The following is a 15,983-nucleotide window of genomic DNA, read 5'->3' as shown; positions in this document are numbered from 1 at the left end:
CACCACTGACCGGGAGATGGCCTTGCTGACGAGGCACGCCGTCGCGCACCATGTGTGCCGTGACATCCAACGCGGAAATCGCACAGCTGGAGTCGGTATACGGGCCGTTAGCCGATTCGGTGCGCCGCCTCATCGACGCCACCATCAGAACAACAGCCGAGCCCACAGCCGTCGCCGCCGCGAAAGAGAAGATCGATTGCGCAACTGTGGAATTGAGTGCAGCACTGATACCCGACTCTTTCGGTGTGCAGCAGGCCGATGACGGACAAACGATGGCATGGGGCAACGTCATGATCGGTTTGCGCAACCCGGTCGCCCCGCCCCTGACGATCCACCACGAGGCCGATGGCCTGGTGTGGACCGATTTCGTCCTCGGTGCGGCTTATGAAGGTCCGCCCGGCCACGTGCACGGCGGCATGTGTGCAATGGTTCTCGACCACGTCCTGGGCGCGACCGCGCACAAGCCGGGACGGCCTGCCTTTACCGGCACTCTCACGCTGCGTTATCTGCGAGGCACACCGCTCGGCCCGCTACACGCGGAGGCACGGATCGACCGGGTGGACGGCGTCAAGACATTCGCCGTCGGCCACATTGCCGACGCCCAGGGCATCACCGTCGAGGCGGACGGCGTGTTCATCCACCCGCGGCAGAATCGATCGGCCTAGCTGCGTGCGGGAGCCAACCGCTTGAGCGCCAGTCCACCTTCGAACGGTCGGTACCCGAACGCCGCCGGCGCTTGATAACCGGTGTCCCCCAGCGGCGTGTGCACCTCTTCGACCGTGGGCCCGATCTTGGCGGCGACCGGCGCCAGCGCGTCGAGGTCGAAACGGTACAAGCGACCCGCGTTGCCGCCCAGTATCTTTCGGCAGTTTTCTTCGGATTGTTTGTGCAAAGCCCAGCGGATCGCCAGCTTGGAGTGCGGGGTGAACCCTTCCTCGTGCGGGTAGTCGCTGCCCCACATGATGTGGTCAGCCCCCATGAAATCGATCATCGCGGAGTCGTAGGGTGCCAGCTCGCTGGCCAGATAGCAGTTGCGCTGGGCGTACTCGCTCGGGGTCATGGTCAGCGCGTCGACGGACGACCCGCCGAACATCCCATAGGTGCGGTTGTGGGCCTCAGACTTCATGGTGGGCACCATGGCGTCCAGCACCGCCAGTTGCTGCGGGACCCACATCGTGCCCTGCTCGGTCGGCACGAACCGCAGCTCCGGATGGCGCTCGAACACTCCCGCCAAGATCAAATGACCGAGGGTGCGATTGGCCCACATCGCCATCTCGGTGATCAACACAGCGTTGGACGCCGGCTGGTCCATCGGCATCTCGGGGCTGCCGGCGCCCGCGTGCTGCACCACGGTCAGGTCCAGCTCCTCGCACAGCGCCCAGATCGGTTCGTAGCGCGTGTGAAACAGCGGGGCGACCTGCGGATCACCCGGCGACACCGGCGGGATGAGCACGCCGCCGAAACACTCCTGCTCTGCACCCCAGCGGATCTCGTCCAGCGCCAGCTCGACGTCGTTGGGAAAGATCTGGATCAGCGCGCGGCGTCGGGTCGGGGCCAGCGAGCAGAAATCGACCTGCCAGCGATTGTGCGCCTGTACCCCGGCCCACCGCTTCTCGAACTCGTCGCGCGTGCGGGGCAGGCTGATGGTGATGTTGGGTGTGGTCGGAAAGAACGGCGGAACCGTGTTGGGCAACAGCACCTCGGCCGCCACCCCGTCGGCGTCCATCTCGGAGATCCGAAGCTCGTGGTCCCAGTTGCGGGCGGCGGTGGCGATGATCAGGTCATCGAACGGACTGACATAGGTCTTGGCCCAGGCGTCGAAGTCGTCGTGCAGGCGCGCCGGCAGGTACGGCTTGTAGTCGTGCAGATCGGCCCCGGCGTGGGTGTCCGTCGAGATGACGACGTAGCGATCGATCGTGTCCCAGGTTTGCGCCATCGCGTCCTCCGGTGTCGTTGCTATATGAGGCTAGTCTTCCGGCCAGCCCGCCGACCACAAGTTCCCCATCTCATTTGAGCCGAACCGCGCCGCAACACGGGGCAAGCTGACAGTCATGAAGATCGGATTCATCGGCTTGGGCAAAATGGGCAGCGGCATGGCCGCCAACCTCGTCCACGCGGGGCACAGGGTCACGGTCTACAACCGCTCCCCCGCCAAGGTCGAGGCACTCGTTGAGCAGGGCGCGACCCGCGCGAGCACCGTCGCCGAAGCCTGCCGCGGCGATGTGGTGTTTACCATGCTGGCCGACGACACGGCCGTCGAAGATGTGGTGTTCGGCGCGGACGGCATCCTGGCGGCGCTGAGCAGGGGCGCCACCCACATCTCGTCGAGCACCATCAGCGTCGCACTGTCCCAGCGCCTGACCGCTGCGCACCGCGACGCCGGCCAACGGTACGTCGCCGCGCCGGTCTTCGGCCGACCCGAGGCAGCCGCTGCCGCAAAGCTTTTCGTCGTGGCAGCAGGTGCACCGCAGGCGCTCGAGCCGTTGACTTCGTTGTTCGACGCGATCGGGCAGCGCACGTTCGTCGTTTCGGGGCAGCCGGCTGCGGCGAACCTGGTGAAGCTGTCCGGCAACTTCATGCTCGCGTCGGTGATCGAGTCGATCGGCGAGGCCGTCGCCCTGGTCGGCAAGGCCGGCGTCGACCCACTGCAATATGTCGACATCCTCACCTCGACGCTGTTCAGCGCGCCGGCCTACCAAACGTACGGCGGGCTGATCGCCCGCCGGGAATTCGAGCCGGCCGGATTCACTGCGACGCTGGGGCTCAAGGACATTCAGCTGGTGCTGGCCGCCGCCGAGGAGCTGGCGGTGCCATTGCCCGTCGCCAGCCTGCTGCGCGACCGGTTCTTGGCCCTACAGGCCGGCGGTGCTGGGCATCTGGATTGGTCGGCGATCGCCACCCTCGCCGGCCGGGATGCGGGCTTAAACCACCCCGCGTAACCCGTCGGCGCCGAACACCGGCTCCAGCATCGCGGTGAAGTCCGGGCCCCGGCGCAACATGTGCCCGCCGTCGACATTGATGACCTGCCCGGTGATCCAGGCGGCGGCATCGCTGAGTAAGAACATCGCGGCGGCGGCGACGTCGGTGACCTCACCGACCCGCGGCAGCGGGGTGCAGATCCGGTAGTCCTCGGACAGTTCCGGCGACTCGGTGATCGCCGCGACCAGCTCCGTGCGGATCAGCCCGGGGCGGATGCCGTTGACGCGCACCCACGATGGGCCCAGTTCGTCGGCGGCCAATTTCAGCATGTGATCGACGGCGGATTTGGTCACGCCGTAGGCGCCGAACCACCGGTGGGTGTTGCTGGCCGCGATCGACGAGATGCCCACGAAAGATCCCCCGCCGCCGCGCACCAACTGGCGGGCGGCGTGCTTGAGCACATACATCGTTCCATTGACGTTCAGGTCGACGGTGCGGCGCCACGCCTCGGAGTCGACCTGGGTGATCGGGCCGATCGTCTCCGACCCACCCGCGCAATGCACGACGCCGTGCAGTCGGCCGTGCCAGCCGGCCGCGGCGTCCACGACCGTAGCGATCTGGTCTTCGTCGGTGACGTCGGCGGCCTCGCAGCGGACCTGACCGCCGATCTCCGTGGCGGCCGCCGCCAGCCGCTCGGAATTGCGGCCGACGATGACCACCGCCGCTCCGGCCGCCGCCAGGCCGGCGGCCACCGCCTTGCCGATGCCGCTGCCACCGCCGGTGACCAGGTAGGTACGGTCTTCGAAGGAAAGCTGCACGGTGGCTCCGGCTACGGCTCGTCGCGGCGGGCGATCTTCGACGGCTTGGGGTTACGCCAGTCCTCGACCTCCGGCGGCAGCCCCACCGGCCAGCGATTTTCGTTATGCGCCGCCCAGTGCGCATGCCCGAGCTCGTGGACGTGGAACGCGTGCCGCAGGGCCTCGGTGAACCCCATCGCGTCGGAGGCTGCGTTCACGGAGTCCTTGATCAGCAGCGCCGCCATTGTGGGCCGCTCGGCGATGCGCCGGGCGAACTCCAACGTCTTGGCCTCCAGCTCGTCGAGCGGAAAGACCTTGGACACCATGCCAAGTCGGTACGCTTCATCGGCGTCCAGCGAGTCACCGGTCAGCAGCAGCTCTTTTGCCTTACGCGGACCGAATTCCCAAGGGTGCGCGTAATATTCGACGCCCGGCATACCCATCCGGACACCGACCACATCGCTGAACTTTGCGTTGTCGGCGGCAACAATCAGGTCGCAGGCCCAGATCAGCATCAAACCCGCCGAGATGGCATTGCCTTGAACCTGGGCGATGGTTATTTTGCGCAAATCACGCCAGCGGCACGTGTTCTGGTAGTAGAAGTGCCACTCCTGCAGCAGAGTCTTCTCGGCGACCGGGTCGCGGGTGGCGCCGTATCCTCGAAACGTCGGATGCTGGCCCGGGCCGGGCTTGCGCTCGGCCAGCGCAGCCTCCGACCCCAGGTCGTGACCGGCCGAGAAGTTCCGGCCTCGCGCCGCCAGGATGACCACCCGCACCTGATCGTCGGCCTCGGCACGCGCGAACGCCTCATCGAGCTGAACCAGCAGCGTGCGGTTCTGGGCGTTGTGCGCCTCGGGCCGGTTCAGCCAGACCCGGGCGATCCGACCCTCGTCGAGTGTTTCGTAGGCCACCAGGTCAGCAGAGTCGCCGTTGACAGAGCTGGTGCCCACATCGTCGTGGACTGCCATTCGCCACCTCATTCGCATCAGCTTGATTGCCTGGCTTCGCCTCGGGCCTACCGGCCCGCATCATTGCCAGGCGGTTTCGACCTGCACATTACGTCCAGCGCCCAGCGGACCTCCCGGAGGGTCTTCGATACAGTTTTCGATACAGTTGAAGCATGCCCGCAAAAACTGACCCTGCCGAAATCGGCGATGTGGAACCGTTAGCTGACAGCACCGCACGCCAGGCCAGGCGCGTTGTCGCAGCGTATGCAGCCGACGCCGACGAGTGCCGGATCTTTCTTTCGATGCTTGGTATCGGGCCAGCGAAAAACGAGGCATAAATGGCTCCCCGGGGAGGCCGGTCGGCCAAGGGCTCGGGGGATTCTGACTTCGTAGTGGTCGCCAATCGGCTGCCCATAGACATGGAGCGGCAGCCCGACGGCACCACCACCTGGCAGCGCAGCCCCGGCGGGCTGGTCACGGCCTTAGAGCCGCTGCTGCGCCGTCAGCGGGGCGCCTGGGTCGGCTGGCCCGGGATCGCCGACGGCGACTTCGATGAGCAGCCCATCGAGGCCGAAGATCTGCGGCTGCATCCGGTGCCGCTGTCCGGCGCCGACGTCGCCGAATACTACGAGGGATTTTCCAACGCCACGCTGTGGCCGCTGTACCACGACGTCATCGTCAAACCGCTCTATCACCGGCACTGGTGGGAGCGTTACGTCGACGTCAACCGACGCTTTGCCGAAGCCACCTCACGCGCCGCCGCGCACGGTGCCACGGTCTGGGTGCAGGATTATCAGCTGCAGCTGGTGCCCAAGATGCTGCGCGAGCTTCGGCCCGACCTGACCATCGGCTTTTTCCTGCACATCCCGTTCCCCCCGGTCGAACTGTTCATGCAGATGCCGTGGCGCACCGAGATCATCGAAGGGTTGCTCGGCGCCGATCTGGTCGGCTTTCACCTGACCGGGGGCGCCCAGAATTTTCTGATCCTGTCGCGACGGTTGATCGGTGCCAACACATCGCGCGGATCGGTCGGCGTGCGCTCGCGCTTCGGCGAAGTCGAGCTCGATTCCCGGGTGGTTCGCGTTGGCGCCTTCCCGATCTCCATCGACGCAGGTGAGCTCGACCGCAAGGCCCGCGAGCGCAGCATCCGCCGTCGGGCCCGCGAAATCCGCGCCGAGATCGGCAATCCGCGCAAGATTCTGCTGGGCGTGGACCGGCTCGACTACACCAAGGGCATCGATATTCGGCTGAAGGCGTACTCCGAGCTTCTGGCCGAAGGCCGGGTCAAACGCGACGACACCGTGCTGGTGCAGCTGGCCACGCCCAGCCGTGAACGGGTCGAGAGCTATCAGATCCTGCGCAGCGACATTGAACGCCAGGTCGGCCACATCAACGGCGAATACGGCGAAGTGGGTCACCCGGTGGTGCATTACCTGCACCGCCCGGTGCCGCGCGACGAGCTCATTGCGTTTTTCGTCGCCAGCGACGTCATGCTGGTCACCCCGCTGCGTGATGGGATGAACCTGGTGGCCAAGGAGTACGTCGCCTGCCGCGGCGATCTGGGCGGCGCCCTGGTTTTGAGCGAATTCACCGGCGCGGCAAGTGAACTCCGGCAGGCCTATCTGGTCAACCCGCACGACACCGAAGGCGTCAAGGACGCGATCGAGGCTGCGCTCAACCAGTCTGAAGAAGACGGGCGCCGCCGGATGCGGGCCATGCGGCGCCAGGTGCTGGCCCATGACGTGGACCGTTGGGCACGGTCGTTTTTGGACGCGCTCGCCGATGCGCATCCCCAGAATCGCTGAACCGTTGCTTGCCGGATAGCGACGCTGCGATACTCGTTGCCGTGATCATTTCCCGTGGTCTGGCCCGTAGTCTGGCCATCGCCGCCATCCTGCCGCTGGTCGGCCTGGTACCGGCAGGTCCCGCCAAGGCGTTGGGTCCGCCGACTGACGGCCTCTACACCTTCACCGAAGCCGGTGTGCCGCCGACGACCTGGAAAATCGCGGCGCTCTGCGATCCGATATCGCGCCAACGCGCCATTCCCGACTTCACCGACCCGGTCATCGCGGCCGACCTGTGCGCGCTCAATATCGTCAGCACGACCGCCCGCAGCATCTCCCGGGCGGAGAAGCTGGCGAACTTCTCCGGCCGCGCCCGGTTGACCAGTGATCTGTGGACTTTCCAGGTACCCAAGGCAACTGGCGTCACCTGCCCGGACGGGAGCACCGCGCCGTCGACGGACACCTACGCGTTCGACGACGTGACACTCGCCGGCACCCACACCAGCATTCACGGGGCCGTCTGCGGCCTGGAACCGGCGATGACCAAGACACCGTTTTCGCTGGCGTTCCAGTCGCCGCTACCGGTCCCGGTGGAGCGCTACCCGCTCGATTGCGACCCGATCGGCAGCTGCCGCTAGATCAATGGCGCCGACCCGCTGCGCCCGGCTTCGCCGCGCTTGCGATCGCCGCTAAATCAATGGCGCCGACCCGCTGCGCCCGGCTTCGCCGCGCTTGCGATCGCCGCTAAATCAATGGCGCCGACCCGCTGCTAGATCGGCGTGATGTAGTTGATCAGCCAATTGCCGTTTATTCGCTTGTAGTCGACCCGCAACCGGCTGCCGTCGTACACCGGCTGACGCGATTTGTCAGTCACCGTACGGTTCATGTAGACCATGACCGACGCCGAATCCCGTTGCGCGGTCATGACTCCCACGCCGACGACATGGGCCTGGACGACGACTTCGCGTTTGCGTGCCTCCGGGATGATCTGTTGGTTGGCGCTTTTTTCGAACTCCTGCCGATAGCTCGGCGTGAGCATCGGGTACGCGGCGCCCAGGCTGCGTTCGACGGTCTGGTAGTCGTAGCCGAACACCGCCGGGATCTGCTTGGCGGCCAACGGCGGCAGCACCGCCCGCGCCGACTGCTCGCCGCGGGTTTGCACCCGGTCCCAGTACAACCAGCCTCCGGCTGCGGCCAGCCCGACTAACACGATGGTTAGCAGGCTGACGACGGCGGCGGTCCACCACCGCATCAATTGCCTCCGTCCGGATATTTCAGGTCATAGCCAGTCATTTTTCCGGCGTCGTCCTCGTGGACGATGACCCGCATCCGGTAGGGCATGGATGGCTTGTTGACACCGTTGATGTCGGTCACTGTCACTCGTGCGGACACCAGGACCGACGCGTTGTTGGTGACGCTGTCGATGTCCTCCAGCGCGGCACCGTTGATGACCGCCTCCGAATTGGCGTTGGTGTGGCGGAACAACGTCTTGATGTTCTCGACGTTGTTGTCGGCGCTGAGCATGCCCCGCAGCGGCCCGCTGGTCCCCTCGACGAACCGGTTGACGCTCTCGTCGATGTTGTCCTGGGTGTAGCTGAACATGTTGACCACCGTCTGAGTGGCGGTGTCGACGAAACGCTGCTGGCGGTCGCGCGCAGCGTCGGCTTGCAGCTGGCCTCGGGCGAGAACGATCACGCCCGCGGCCAGCGCGCCGATCCCGGCCAACCCGGCCGACAGCGCGATCAGGCCGACCAGCCGACGGTGCGCAGGGCGCCGCGCCGGCCGGGCGACCGGCGCGGTAGGCCGCTTGACGGTCACCGCCGGTGCCTCAAGCCGAACAGTGCCGGCGGCTGCCTGCCCGCCCGCCGGGCCCGCCGCACGCGAAGCCCGCCGACGTGCGCGCGGCTTCGTCGGTTCGGTGCGAGCGGTCACAACGACCTCGGATCACGCATCAGGTCCACCCAGTTCTCCGCACTCCTGCCGGGCGCGAAGATACCAGTGCCTCCTGCGGGGTCCTGGAACGTTCCCGTCTGCTGGTCATAGGTGGTGTACACCGCGGCTGGTTCTGCGGCGCTGCCTGGCTGCGCGGCGGCCGCGGCTCCGGCCGGCGCGGCCGGTATCGCCGCCGAACCGCCGCTGGCCTGCGGCACCGGTCCCGGCGGCGGGCCCCACGGCTTCTCAGGCCCCGGGCCTGGCGGCGGGGGCGAGATGCCGAGCGGCGGCGGGGGCGGCGGAAGCCATTTCGGGTACGGCAACTGCGGCGGCTGCGGCGGGTACGGCGCGGGCGGTATCCACGCCTGCCGCCCGTCGGTGCCGCCGGTGTTGGGCGGCGGGGGCACCGGGAACGGCTGGTGCGGGGCCGGGCCGGGCCCTGGCACCACCCCGGGTGGCGGCGGCCCGACAATCGGCGTGCCCGGATCCGGGTCAGCCTCCGGCGGGACGTACGGATACTTGTTGGGCGGCAAGATGTTCAGCCCATTGGTCACCGGCGTGCCGTACGGGATCGGCGGGCCGCGCCACGGGTTGCTGCCGATCGGGACGTAGCCGCGAGGGTCGCGGCACAATGCCACCGTAGGCGCCCGCTTGCCCGGGAACTCCTGGCACGGGTAATTACGCGCGCCGCGCACCGTGGACGGGTCGTTCTGGGCTGTCTTGCAGTACATGTCGTTGGGGATGTCCCGAACCGTTTCGTCGGCGGGCGTGCGGATCAAAGTCGGCGGAATGAAACCGACGTTGCACGGCGGCGGGTCGATGTTGATCTTGAAGTCCAGCTTGGCGCCCTCGTCCTGGGGGTAGGCGTTGGCGGCGGTGATGATCGCGGCGAACAGCGCCGGCAATACGACCAACAGGTGCTCGATCGACTTGTGGTAGATCACGCCGACCCGGCCGAGGTTGGCCAGACTGGCCGCCAGCATCGGAAACGACGGCCGGATGCCGGAGAAGGCGGTATTGGCCTCGTCGGCGGCGGGCGGAACCACACTGAGCAGCTCGCGCAGCTGCGGATCCGCTTGCCGTACTTCGGAAGTGAAACGCGCCAGCCCGTCGGCCAATGACCTGATGTCGTCGCCGGAGCGGATCTGCGCCTGCAGGAAGGGCTCGAGCTGGTCGATCAGCTGCGAGGTCTGCGGATAGTAGGAGTTGGCCTCGTCCACCAGCAGCCGCGACGACTCGATCAACCGGGCCAGCTCCGGGCCGGTTCCGTTGAACGCCTTGAACGTTTCGTGCAGCAACTCACGCAGCCGGGTGTCGGCGACACTGTTGACCAGCGTCTCGGATTCGTGCAGCAGGGTCGCGATGTCCTGACCGATCCTGGTGTTCGCCTGCTCGATGCGCGAACCGTTGTGCAGCTTGGTCGTCGCCGGGGTCTTGTCCGGCACCAGGTCGACGTACTGCTCGCCGACCGCCGACACGCTCTTCACGGTGGCGGTGACGTTGGAGGGGACCGATGTGCCGCTGTTCAGCCGCATGACCGCGTCCACACCATGAGAATTGAGCGTCACCGATTCCACCCGGCCGACGGCCACGCCCCGGTAGGTCACGTTCGCGTTCTTGTACAGCCCACCGCCCGCAACGAAGTCGGCCGTCACCCGGTAGGTGCCGACGCCCATCGCGGCCGGCAACCGCAGGTAGAAAATCGCCATCAAGGTCACGGTGATCACCGTGACCACCCCGAAGATGGCCAGCTGGGCTCGAGTCAAGCGGCTCATCAGCGCCCCTGCTCGCTCGATGCGCCCGGCGGAATCTTGAACGGGTCCGCGGCCTGTCCGGACAGGTTGGCCAGCTCCCCGATCAAAAAGTCCGGCGGATTGAGGATTTCGTCCATATGCCGCATGTTCGGATCCAACACCGATGTCGTGAAGAAGGTTTCACCGAGTCGGCGCAGCGTGAGGTCGAAAGTGGTGAACACGTTGAGGTAGTCACCGCGCACCGCCTGCTTGATACCGAAGTTCGGGAACGGGAACGTCAGGAAGATCTGCAACGACGTGACGAATTTGTCACTGCTGTCGGCCAGCGCCTTGGTCACCTGATACAGGTACTTGGCGTCCTCGGCGAAATCAACCTTGGTTTGCGACAACACGTGGGAGGCAACGGTTGACACCTTCTTGAGTGCGGCGAACGCGTCGATGATGTGATCGCGGTTCTTGTTCAGCACTTGCAGCGCTTCCGGCAGGGTGTTCAGCGCGCGCCCCAGGTTGTCTTTGTTGCCCGCCAGGATCTTCGAGAACCGGTCCAGCCCGTCGATGGCCGCGATGATGTCGTTGACCTGGTTGTTCAACCCGGCGGTGAACTCGGCGAGCCGCGGTACCAAATCGACGAAGTCATTCTGCCGGCCTGCTACCGCCGTGTAGGTTTCATCGGTGATCTCTTGCAGCGCACCGAGGTTGCCCTTGTTGACCACCACGCCGAGCGCCGAGAGCACCTCTTCGGTGGTGGGATAGCGGCTGGTGTGCGCCTCGCGGATCGTCGCGCCGTTGACCAGCTTCCCCACCGCAGGTTGGCCCTTCGGAGCCGCCAACTCGACGTGCTGTGAACCCAACAGCGACGTTTGCGCCACCTTCGCGGTCGCGTTCGCCGGCAGCACAACATGGGGATCCAGCGCCAATTCGACAGCGGCATAGAAGCTTCCGTCCGGACGCTGCTTCGCGTCGATTCCCGACACGCTACCGACGGTGACGTCATCGACCATCACCGGGGAGTTCTGCGGCAGCGTCGCGACATCGGCCAACTCGACCGTGATCGAGTACGCGCCTTTGCCGTGACCGGCCGTACCCGGCAGCGCGATCGAGTTCAACCCGCCGAACTGGCACCCGGCCAGCAGCATGCTGCCCATCACTAGTGCACTGCCGGCCAGCAAGTTTCGGTTCATCGCCCGGCTCCCTGCTCTGCCGGCAGCGCAGCACCGGCCGGCGCGGGTGGACCCGGAGCCGGGCCCGGCGCCGGACCGGGGGCGGGCGGTACGAGCATGGCCTGCAGATCGTCCGGGCTGGGCGGGTGCACTCCCGGTGCGGGTACCCAGGTCAGTTCCGGAATCGGCGTCTGGGCTTTGGCTTGGGTGGCCGGGGTGTCGTAGATGATCTGGCCCTTGTACGCGGTGATCGAGTTGATCGGGTGGAACATGATCGGCGGGTAGTTGGCCGTCAGCCGGCGCAGCGGCGGGGCGAGGCGCTCACGGCAGATTTCGGCCCGCTTGTAATAGTCCGGTGCGACCAGCCCCGCGGCGGTGTCGAAGGACCCGCCGCAGATGAACTGGACCGGGTTGGAGAACTCCGGAATGGAGATCAAGCCGTTCAGAGTGCCCTGCGCCGGGTCGTAGATGTTGTAGAAGTTGCTGATTCCGGGTCCGGCGACGTGCAGCACCTGCTCGATGTTCTCGCTTTGGTCGCTCAAGGTCTTGCTCAGGTCGCCGAGCTTGTTCACCGTTCCGATCAAGGTCGAGTTGTTCTGGTGCAGAAACTCTTTCACGTCGGACAACGCCTGGTTGAGCGTGCCGAGCGTGTGGTCGAGCTGGCTGGAACTGTCGGCGAGCACCGCAGACACCGCCGCCACGTGCCCGGCGAACTGGACGATCTGCTCGTTGCTCGACGACAGCGCGTCGACCAACACCTGAAGGTTCTTGACCGTGCCGAAGAGGTCTGTCCGAGAATCACCCAACCGCCCGGCGGCTTGTGACAGCTCACGCAGCGCGGCATGAAACGTGTCCCCCGTGCCGTCGAATGTGTCGGCGGCCTGATTGATCGCCTTCCCCAGCGGACCCTGCATTTCTCCCGCCGCGGGGCTCAGCTGTCTGGCGAGATCGGTCAGGGCCGCTTTCACCTCGTCCCACTCCACCGGGACAGCGGTGCGGTCCAGGCCGATGGTCGCGCCGTCCGGCAGCACCGGCCCCTCCCGGTAGGCGGGTGCGAGCTGGATGAACCGTGCCGCAACCAGATTCGGTGACATGATGACCGCCCGCGCGTCCTGCGGCACCTTCACGCCACTGTCGACCGACATGGTGATCTTCACATCAGAGGGGCGCGGCTCGATCGAGACGATCTTGCCCACCGGCACACCGACAATGCGGACCTGGTCACCGGGATAAAGTCCGACCGCCGAGGTGAAGTAGCCGACGATTTTGTGGCCGGTGCGCCCCGGCCACACCAGGTAGACGCCGGCCACGATGAGCACGGCCAAGCCGGCAGCCGCAATCCGCCGCAGGGTGCGGCTACGCTCGTCGACGACTCTGGTCATGGTGTCTGCGGCCTTATGATCCACCGCTCCTGAATCATTCCGCGCAGATAGTCCGCGAAACTGTCCGGAAGCTTGCCGGGCTGGAAGACGGCGTCGAACATGATCCCGACGATCGGCGCCGGTACCACGCCGTAGACGTTCACATTGAACCCGGGTCCGGAGCCGACCACCTCACCGAGCGTGGTCGCGTACGCGGGCAATCGCTTCAGCGCCTCGCTGATGTACTCGTGGCGCTGGTTGAGCTCGTCGAGCACCAGGTTCAGCTTGGAGAGCGCAGGACCGAACTCCTTGCGGTTGTCGGCTACGAATCCGGAAAGTTGCTGCGAGACATCGTCAATGCCGGAGATCAGCTGAGCCAGGGCGGCGCGGCGGGCGTCCAGCGCGGCGAACAACTGGTTGCCGTCGAGGATCAGCTTGTTGACCTGGTTGGCACGGTCGGCCAGTACCGCGGTCACCGATTTCGCGTGGGCCAGTAGGGATTCCAATGCCTCATCGCGCCGGTTCAGCGTGCGGGACAGCGAGGTGATGCCGTCCAGCGCCCCGCGTAGCTGCGGGGTGGCGTCGTGCAATGCATCGGTGATCACCTGCAGCGACTTCTCGAACTGAGCCTTGTCCAAATCCCCGGCGTTGCGGCCCAGATCCCCCAGAGCCGAGCCCAGTGCATACGGTGTCGTCGTGCGGTTCAGCGGGATGGTGGTGGCCGTGCCGCCACCGGCCGGCGTCACCGCAAGCGCTCGCTGGCCGAGGATGGTGTCGGTACGAATCGCCGCCAGCGACTGGCTGCCGACCCTGATGCGCCGGTCCACGGTGAAGCTCACCTTGGCCGTTTCCCCCGCCAGTGCGACCGACTTCACCTGTCCGACTTTGATGCCCGAGACGTACACGTCGTTTCCGGGTGTGATTCCGCCGGCATCGGCGAAATAGGCTTCGTAGATCCTGCCCTGCGGCCAAAACGGCAACTGGGTGTAACCGAACGCGACCAGCACCAGGCACACCACCAAGACCAGGCCAAAAATGCCTGTTCGCAGTGGATCTCGGTCTTCTCGCCTATTTGGCAAAAGCGCACCTCCCCTGGCTGGGATCGGGCTGTCCGCCCATGCCGATCAAGATGTCACTGCCGGCCGGCCCGTTGATCTTCAGCGCCACCGAGCAGAAGTAGATGTTGAAGTACGCGCCGTAGGCACCGAGTGCGGCCAACCGCAGGTAGTCCTCCGGCAGCTGCTCGATGTCGTTGTTCACCTCGTCTTTTCGATCGTTGAGCTCCTTGGCGATCGGCCGGGTGTTCTCGATGACGCCCTGGAGCGGCCGGCGCGAGCCCTTCAGCAGCTCGGTCAGATCCGACGTGGTCGACGCCAACGGCGGGATCGCACCGGCGATCGCGTCGCGGCCGTGCGCCAGCCCGGTGATCAGTTGTTGGAGTTGGTCGACGCTGGCGGAGAACTGGGCGCCTTTCTCGTCGACGGTCTTGAGCACGGCGTTGAGATTGTCGATGACGTCCCCGATCACCTGCTCACGTGTGCCCAGCGTCGAACCGAAAGCATTGGTGTCGGCCAACAAGTTCGACAGCGCTCCGCCCTGGCCCTGCAACAGCTCGATGACATAGCTGGCGATGGTGTTGACCTTGCCGGCGTCCAAACCCTTGAGCACCGGCCGCAATCCGCCGAGCAGCGCGTCGAGGTCCAGCGCAGGCTGGGTGTGGCTCTGGTCGATCGTCCCGCCCGGCGGCAACTTGCGCAGTTGTCCCGGCCCGGCGGCGATCTCCAGGAACCGGTCGCCGACAAGGTTTTCGTAACGGATCACCGCCCGCGTCGACGAATACAGCGTGTAGCGCTTGTCCACGCTGAACGCCACGTCGACGGTGTTGTCGTTGTTGAGCTTGACACTTTTCACCGAACCGACTGGCACTCCGGAGATCCGGACCTTCTGGCCGGACTTGAGTCGCGTCGCGTCGGTGAAGGTGGCGTGGTAGGTGTTGGAGGGACCGAACCGGAACTCGCCGAAGATCACCACCAGGCCGACCGCGACGAGCAGCATGCTCACGGTGAAGATGCCGACCTTGATCAGCATCGAGCGGTGTGACTCATGCGGGGCGGCCATCAGAAATCGTCCCGTTCGGCGAACGCGCCGTGGAACAAGAACTGCAGCGTCGACGGCGCGTCGACCTACATCTCGGTGAACGGCTCGTAGGGCACGTAGGCGTTGTCGGTGACCAGGAACGGCGCCCGATACCAGGACCCGCCGGTCTGCTTGGTGGGAATGTCGGGCAGCCCGCGGCAGTTCGGGCCGCCTGAGGCGTTGACGATCGGCAGGCTCTCCGGGTAGGTGTACGACGGCGCGCCCAGCACGAAGCTCGACGAGGTGAACAGACCGGCCTTCTTGACCCCGAGGATCGGCGCGAATTCCTTGATACCCCGGTCGATACCCGCGAACAGACAGCCGAATTCCGGCGAGTAGTCACCGCCCACTTTGAGCGGGGCCCGCAGCCGCTTGATGGCGTCGATGAGATCCTGCTCGGCCGGGGCCAGCGTCTCGTAGGCGTTGTTGGACAAGCCGATTGTCGCCAGCAGTGCGTCGTTGAGGTTGTCCTGTTGATCCACGATGGTTCGAGAGATCGTCGGCACGTTGTTGATCACCGTGTTCAGATCGGGCGCGGCGTCAGCGTAGATGTTGGAGACCGTCGCCGTCTTCTGAAAGTCCTGCCGCAGGGTGGGCAGCTTCGGATTCGTCTGCCGTGTCAGGGTATTCAGGCCGGCCAGCAGCGCCCCGAAGTCGTTGCCGTGACCGCGCAGGCCTTCGGCGAGGGCGCTGAGTGTCCCGTTCAGCTCGACCGGGTCGATCTTGTGCAGCAAATCGATCAGCGACTGGAACAGTGTGTTGACTTCCAGCGACACCGCCGATGCGTTGATGTGCGCGTCCGGGCGCAGGGAGCGCCCCGAGGGGGATTGCGGCGGAATGAATTCCACCGACTTAGCGCCGAAGATCGTGGTGCCGGCGATGTGCACGGTTGCGTTGTCGGGAACATAGTGCAGCTCGTTGCTGTCGATGGACAGCGTCAGCACAGCCCGCTCACCGCTGTAGCTGATGTCTTTGACCTTGCCGATCTGAATCCCGCGGTATTTGACCTTGTTGTCTCGCTCCATCATCAGGCCGGCCCTGGGCGCGGTCACGGTGACGGTGTCGGTCGAGGAAAACGCGGCGCTGTAGGACAGGTAGGTAAGCAGTGCGAAGCCCACCAACAGAGAGGCCAGCAGCGCCGCTGCCAGCCTGACATGAGTGCGTTTCGCCCCTGTGCTCGCCATCCGCTTCCC

The 15,983-nt window shown here is 65.9% G+C and carries 15 protein-coding genes and 1 pseudogene; 5 read left to right on the top strand and 11 right to left on the bottom strand.

All coding sequences use genetic code 11. The annotated features are described in order from the left end of the window. The first annotated feature begins 50 nt into the window (after positions 1–50). Positions 51–665: a PaaI family thioesterase gene (locus MSP7336_RS08260; RefSeq protein ID WP_113963471.1), complete on the top strand. Its 615-nt coding sequence runs from the start codon at positions 51–53 to the stop codon at positions 663–665. Here the strand turns inward: MSP7336_RS08260 and MSP7336_RS08255 are convergent. Continuing rightward, on the bottom strand, positions 662–1,936 hold the full coding sequence (locus MSP7336_RS08255) for an amidohydrolase family protein (protein ID WP_113963470.1): 1,275 nt from the start codon (positions 1,934–1,936) through the stop codon (positions 662–664). The genes MSP7336_RS08260 and MSP7336_RS08255 overlap by 4 nt on opposite strands. Positions 1,937–2,051: 115 nt before the next feature. Here MSP7336_RS08255 and MSP7336_RS08250 point away from each other — a divergent pair, with 115 nt between their 5' ends. Continuing rightward, positions 2,052–2,939, top strand: a complete 888-nt coding sequence (locus MSP7336_RS08250; RefSeq protein ID WP_113963469.1) for an NAD(P)-dependent oxidoreductase — start codon at positions 2,052–2,054, stop codon at positions 2,937–2,939. Here MSP7336_RS08250 and MSP7336_RS08245 read toward each other — a convergent pair. Both MSP7336_RS08245 and MSP7336_RS08240 read right to left on the bottom strand, forming a co-directional pair. Continuing rightward, positions 2,922–3,737, bottom strand: coding sequence for an SDR family oxidoreductase (locus MSP7336_RS08245; RefSeq protein WP_069394851.1), 816 nt, complete (start codon positions 3,735–3,737; stop codon positions 2,922–2,924). The two genes, MSP7336_RS08250 and MSP7336_RS08245, sit on opposite strands and share 18 nt — an antisense overlap. A gap of 11 nt (positions 3,738–3,748) precedes the next feature. After that, positions 3,749–4,684, bottom strand: coding sequence for an enoyl-CoA hydratase (locus MSP7336_RS08240; RefSeq protein ID WP_069394850.1), 936 nt, complete (start codon positions 4,682–4,684; stop codon positions 3,749–3,751). 152 nt (positions 4,685–4,836) lie between these two features. On the opposite strand from MSP7336_RS08240, the gene MSP7336_RS08235 reads away from it, so the two are divergent. Genes MSP7336_RS08235 through MSP7336_RS08225 form a run of 3 tightly spaced genes read left to right on the top strand, consistent with a single transcriptional unit; the run spans position 4,837 to position 7,085 of the window. Next, a complete protein-coding gene (locus MSP7336_RS08235) occupies positions 4,837–5,001 on the top strand; it encodes a hypothetical protein (protein WP_113963468.1) in 165 nt (54 codons plus the stop codon). Further along, a complete protein-coding gene (locus MSP7336_RS08230; RefSeq protein WP_069394849.1) occupies positions 5,002–6,468 on the top strand; it encodes an alpha,alpha-trehalose-phosphate synthase (UDP-forming) in 1,467 nt (488 codons plus the stop codon). It begins immediately after the preceding gene. 41 nt (positions 6,469–6,509) lie between these two features. After that, the gene (locus MSP7336_RS08225; RefSeq protein ID WP_425325737.1) at positions 6,510–7,085 is read left to right on the top strand and encodes a hypothetical protein; all 576 of its coding nucleotides are present in this window, start codon (positions 6,510–6,512) and stop codon (positions 7,083–7,085) included. Between the two features lie 131 nt (positions 7,086–7,216). Here MSP7336_RS08225 and MSP7336_RS08215 read toward each other — a convergent pair whose 3' ends face one another. The 8 genes and pseudogenes from MSP7336_RS08215 to MSP7336_RS08180 form a co-directional block, all read right to left on the bottom strand. Then, positions 7,217–7,699 (bottom strand): mammalian cell entry protein, encoded by a 483-nt coding sequence (locus MSP7336_RS08215; protein ID WP_113963467.1) that lies wholly within the window; start codon positions 7,697–7,699, stop codon positions 7,217–7,219. Then, complete coding sequence (locus MSP7336_RS08210; RefSeq protein WP_113963466.1) at positions 7,699–8,379, bottom strand: mammalian cell entry protein; 681 nt, start codon at positions 8,377–8,379, stop codon at positions 7,699–7,701. The genes MSP7336_RS08215 and MSP7336_RS08210 overlap by 1 nt, the downstream gene beginning before the upstream one ends. Then, entirely contained in the window at positions 8,376–10,154 is a 1,779-nt protein-coding gene (locus tag MSP7336_RS08205) for a virulence factor Mce family protein (RefSeq protein WP_084226324.1), read from the bottom strand. Before MSP7336_RS08205 ends, MSP7336_RS08210 begins: the two co-directional genes overlap by 4 nt. Then, on the bottom strand, positions 10,154–11,314 hold the full coding sequence (locus MSP7336_RS08200) for a virulence factor Mce family protein (RefSeq protein ID WP_113963465.1): 1,161 nt from the start codon (positions 11,312–11,314) through the stop codon (positions 10,154–10,156). Before MSP7336_RS08200 ends, MSP7336_RS08205 begins: the two co-directional genes overlap by 1 nt. Then, positions 11,311–12,675, bottom strand: a complete 1,365-nt coding sequence (locus MSP7336_RS08195; RefSeq protein WP_113963464.1) for a virulence factor Mce family protein — start codon at positions 12,673–12,675, stop codon at positions 11,311–11,313. The genes MSP7336_RS08200 and MSP7336_RS08195 overlap by 4 nt, the downstream gene beginning before the upstream one ends. Continuing rightward, entirely contained in the window at positions 12,672–13,733 is a 1,062-nt protein-coding gene (locus MSP7336_RS08190) for an MCE family protein (RefSeq protein ID WP_113963463.1), read from the bottom strand. The genes MSP7336_RS08195 and MSP7336_RS08190 overlap by 4 nt, the downstream gene beginning before the upstream one ends. Next, the gene (locus MSP7336_RS08185) at positions 13,723–14,772 is read right to left on the bottom strand and encodes a virulence factor Mce family protein (RefSeq protein ID WP_113963462.1); all 1,050 of its coding nucleotides are present in this window, start codon (positions 14,770–14,772) and stop codon (positions 13,723–13,725) included. Before MSP7336_RS08185 ends, MSP7336_RS08190 begins: the two co-directional genes overlap by 11 nt. Then, a pseudogene (locus tag MSP7336_RS08180) lies at positions 14,772–15,974 on the bottom strand (MCE family protein). Before MSP7336_RS08180 ends, MSP7336_RS08185 begins: the two are co-directional and overlap by 1 nt. Positions 15,975–15,983 lie beyond the last annotated feature (9 nt).

The sequence above is a fragment of the Mycobacterium shimoidei genome, assembly GCF_900417275.1.
GTDB lineage: Bacteria > Actinomycetota > Actinomycetes > Mycobacteriales > Mycobacteriaceae > Mycobacterium > Mycobacterium shimoidei.
This window is presented reverse-complemented; position numbering and strand designations above follow the sequence as displayed.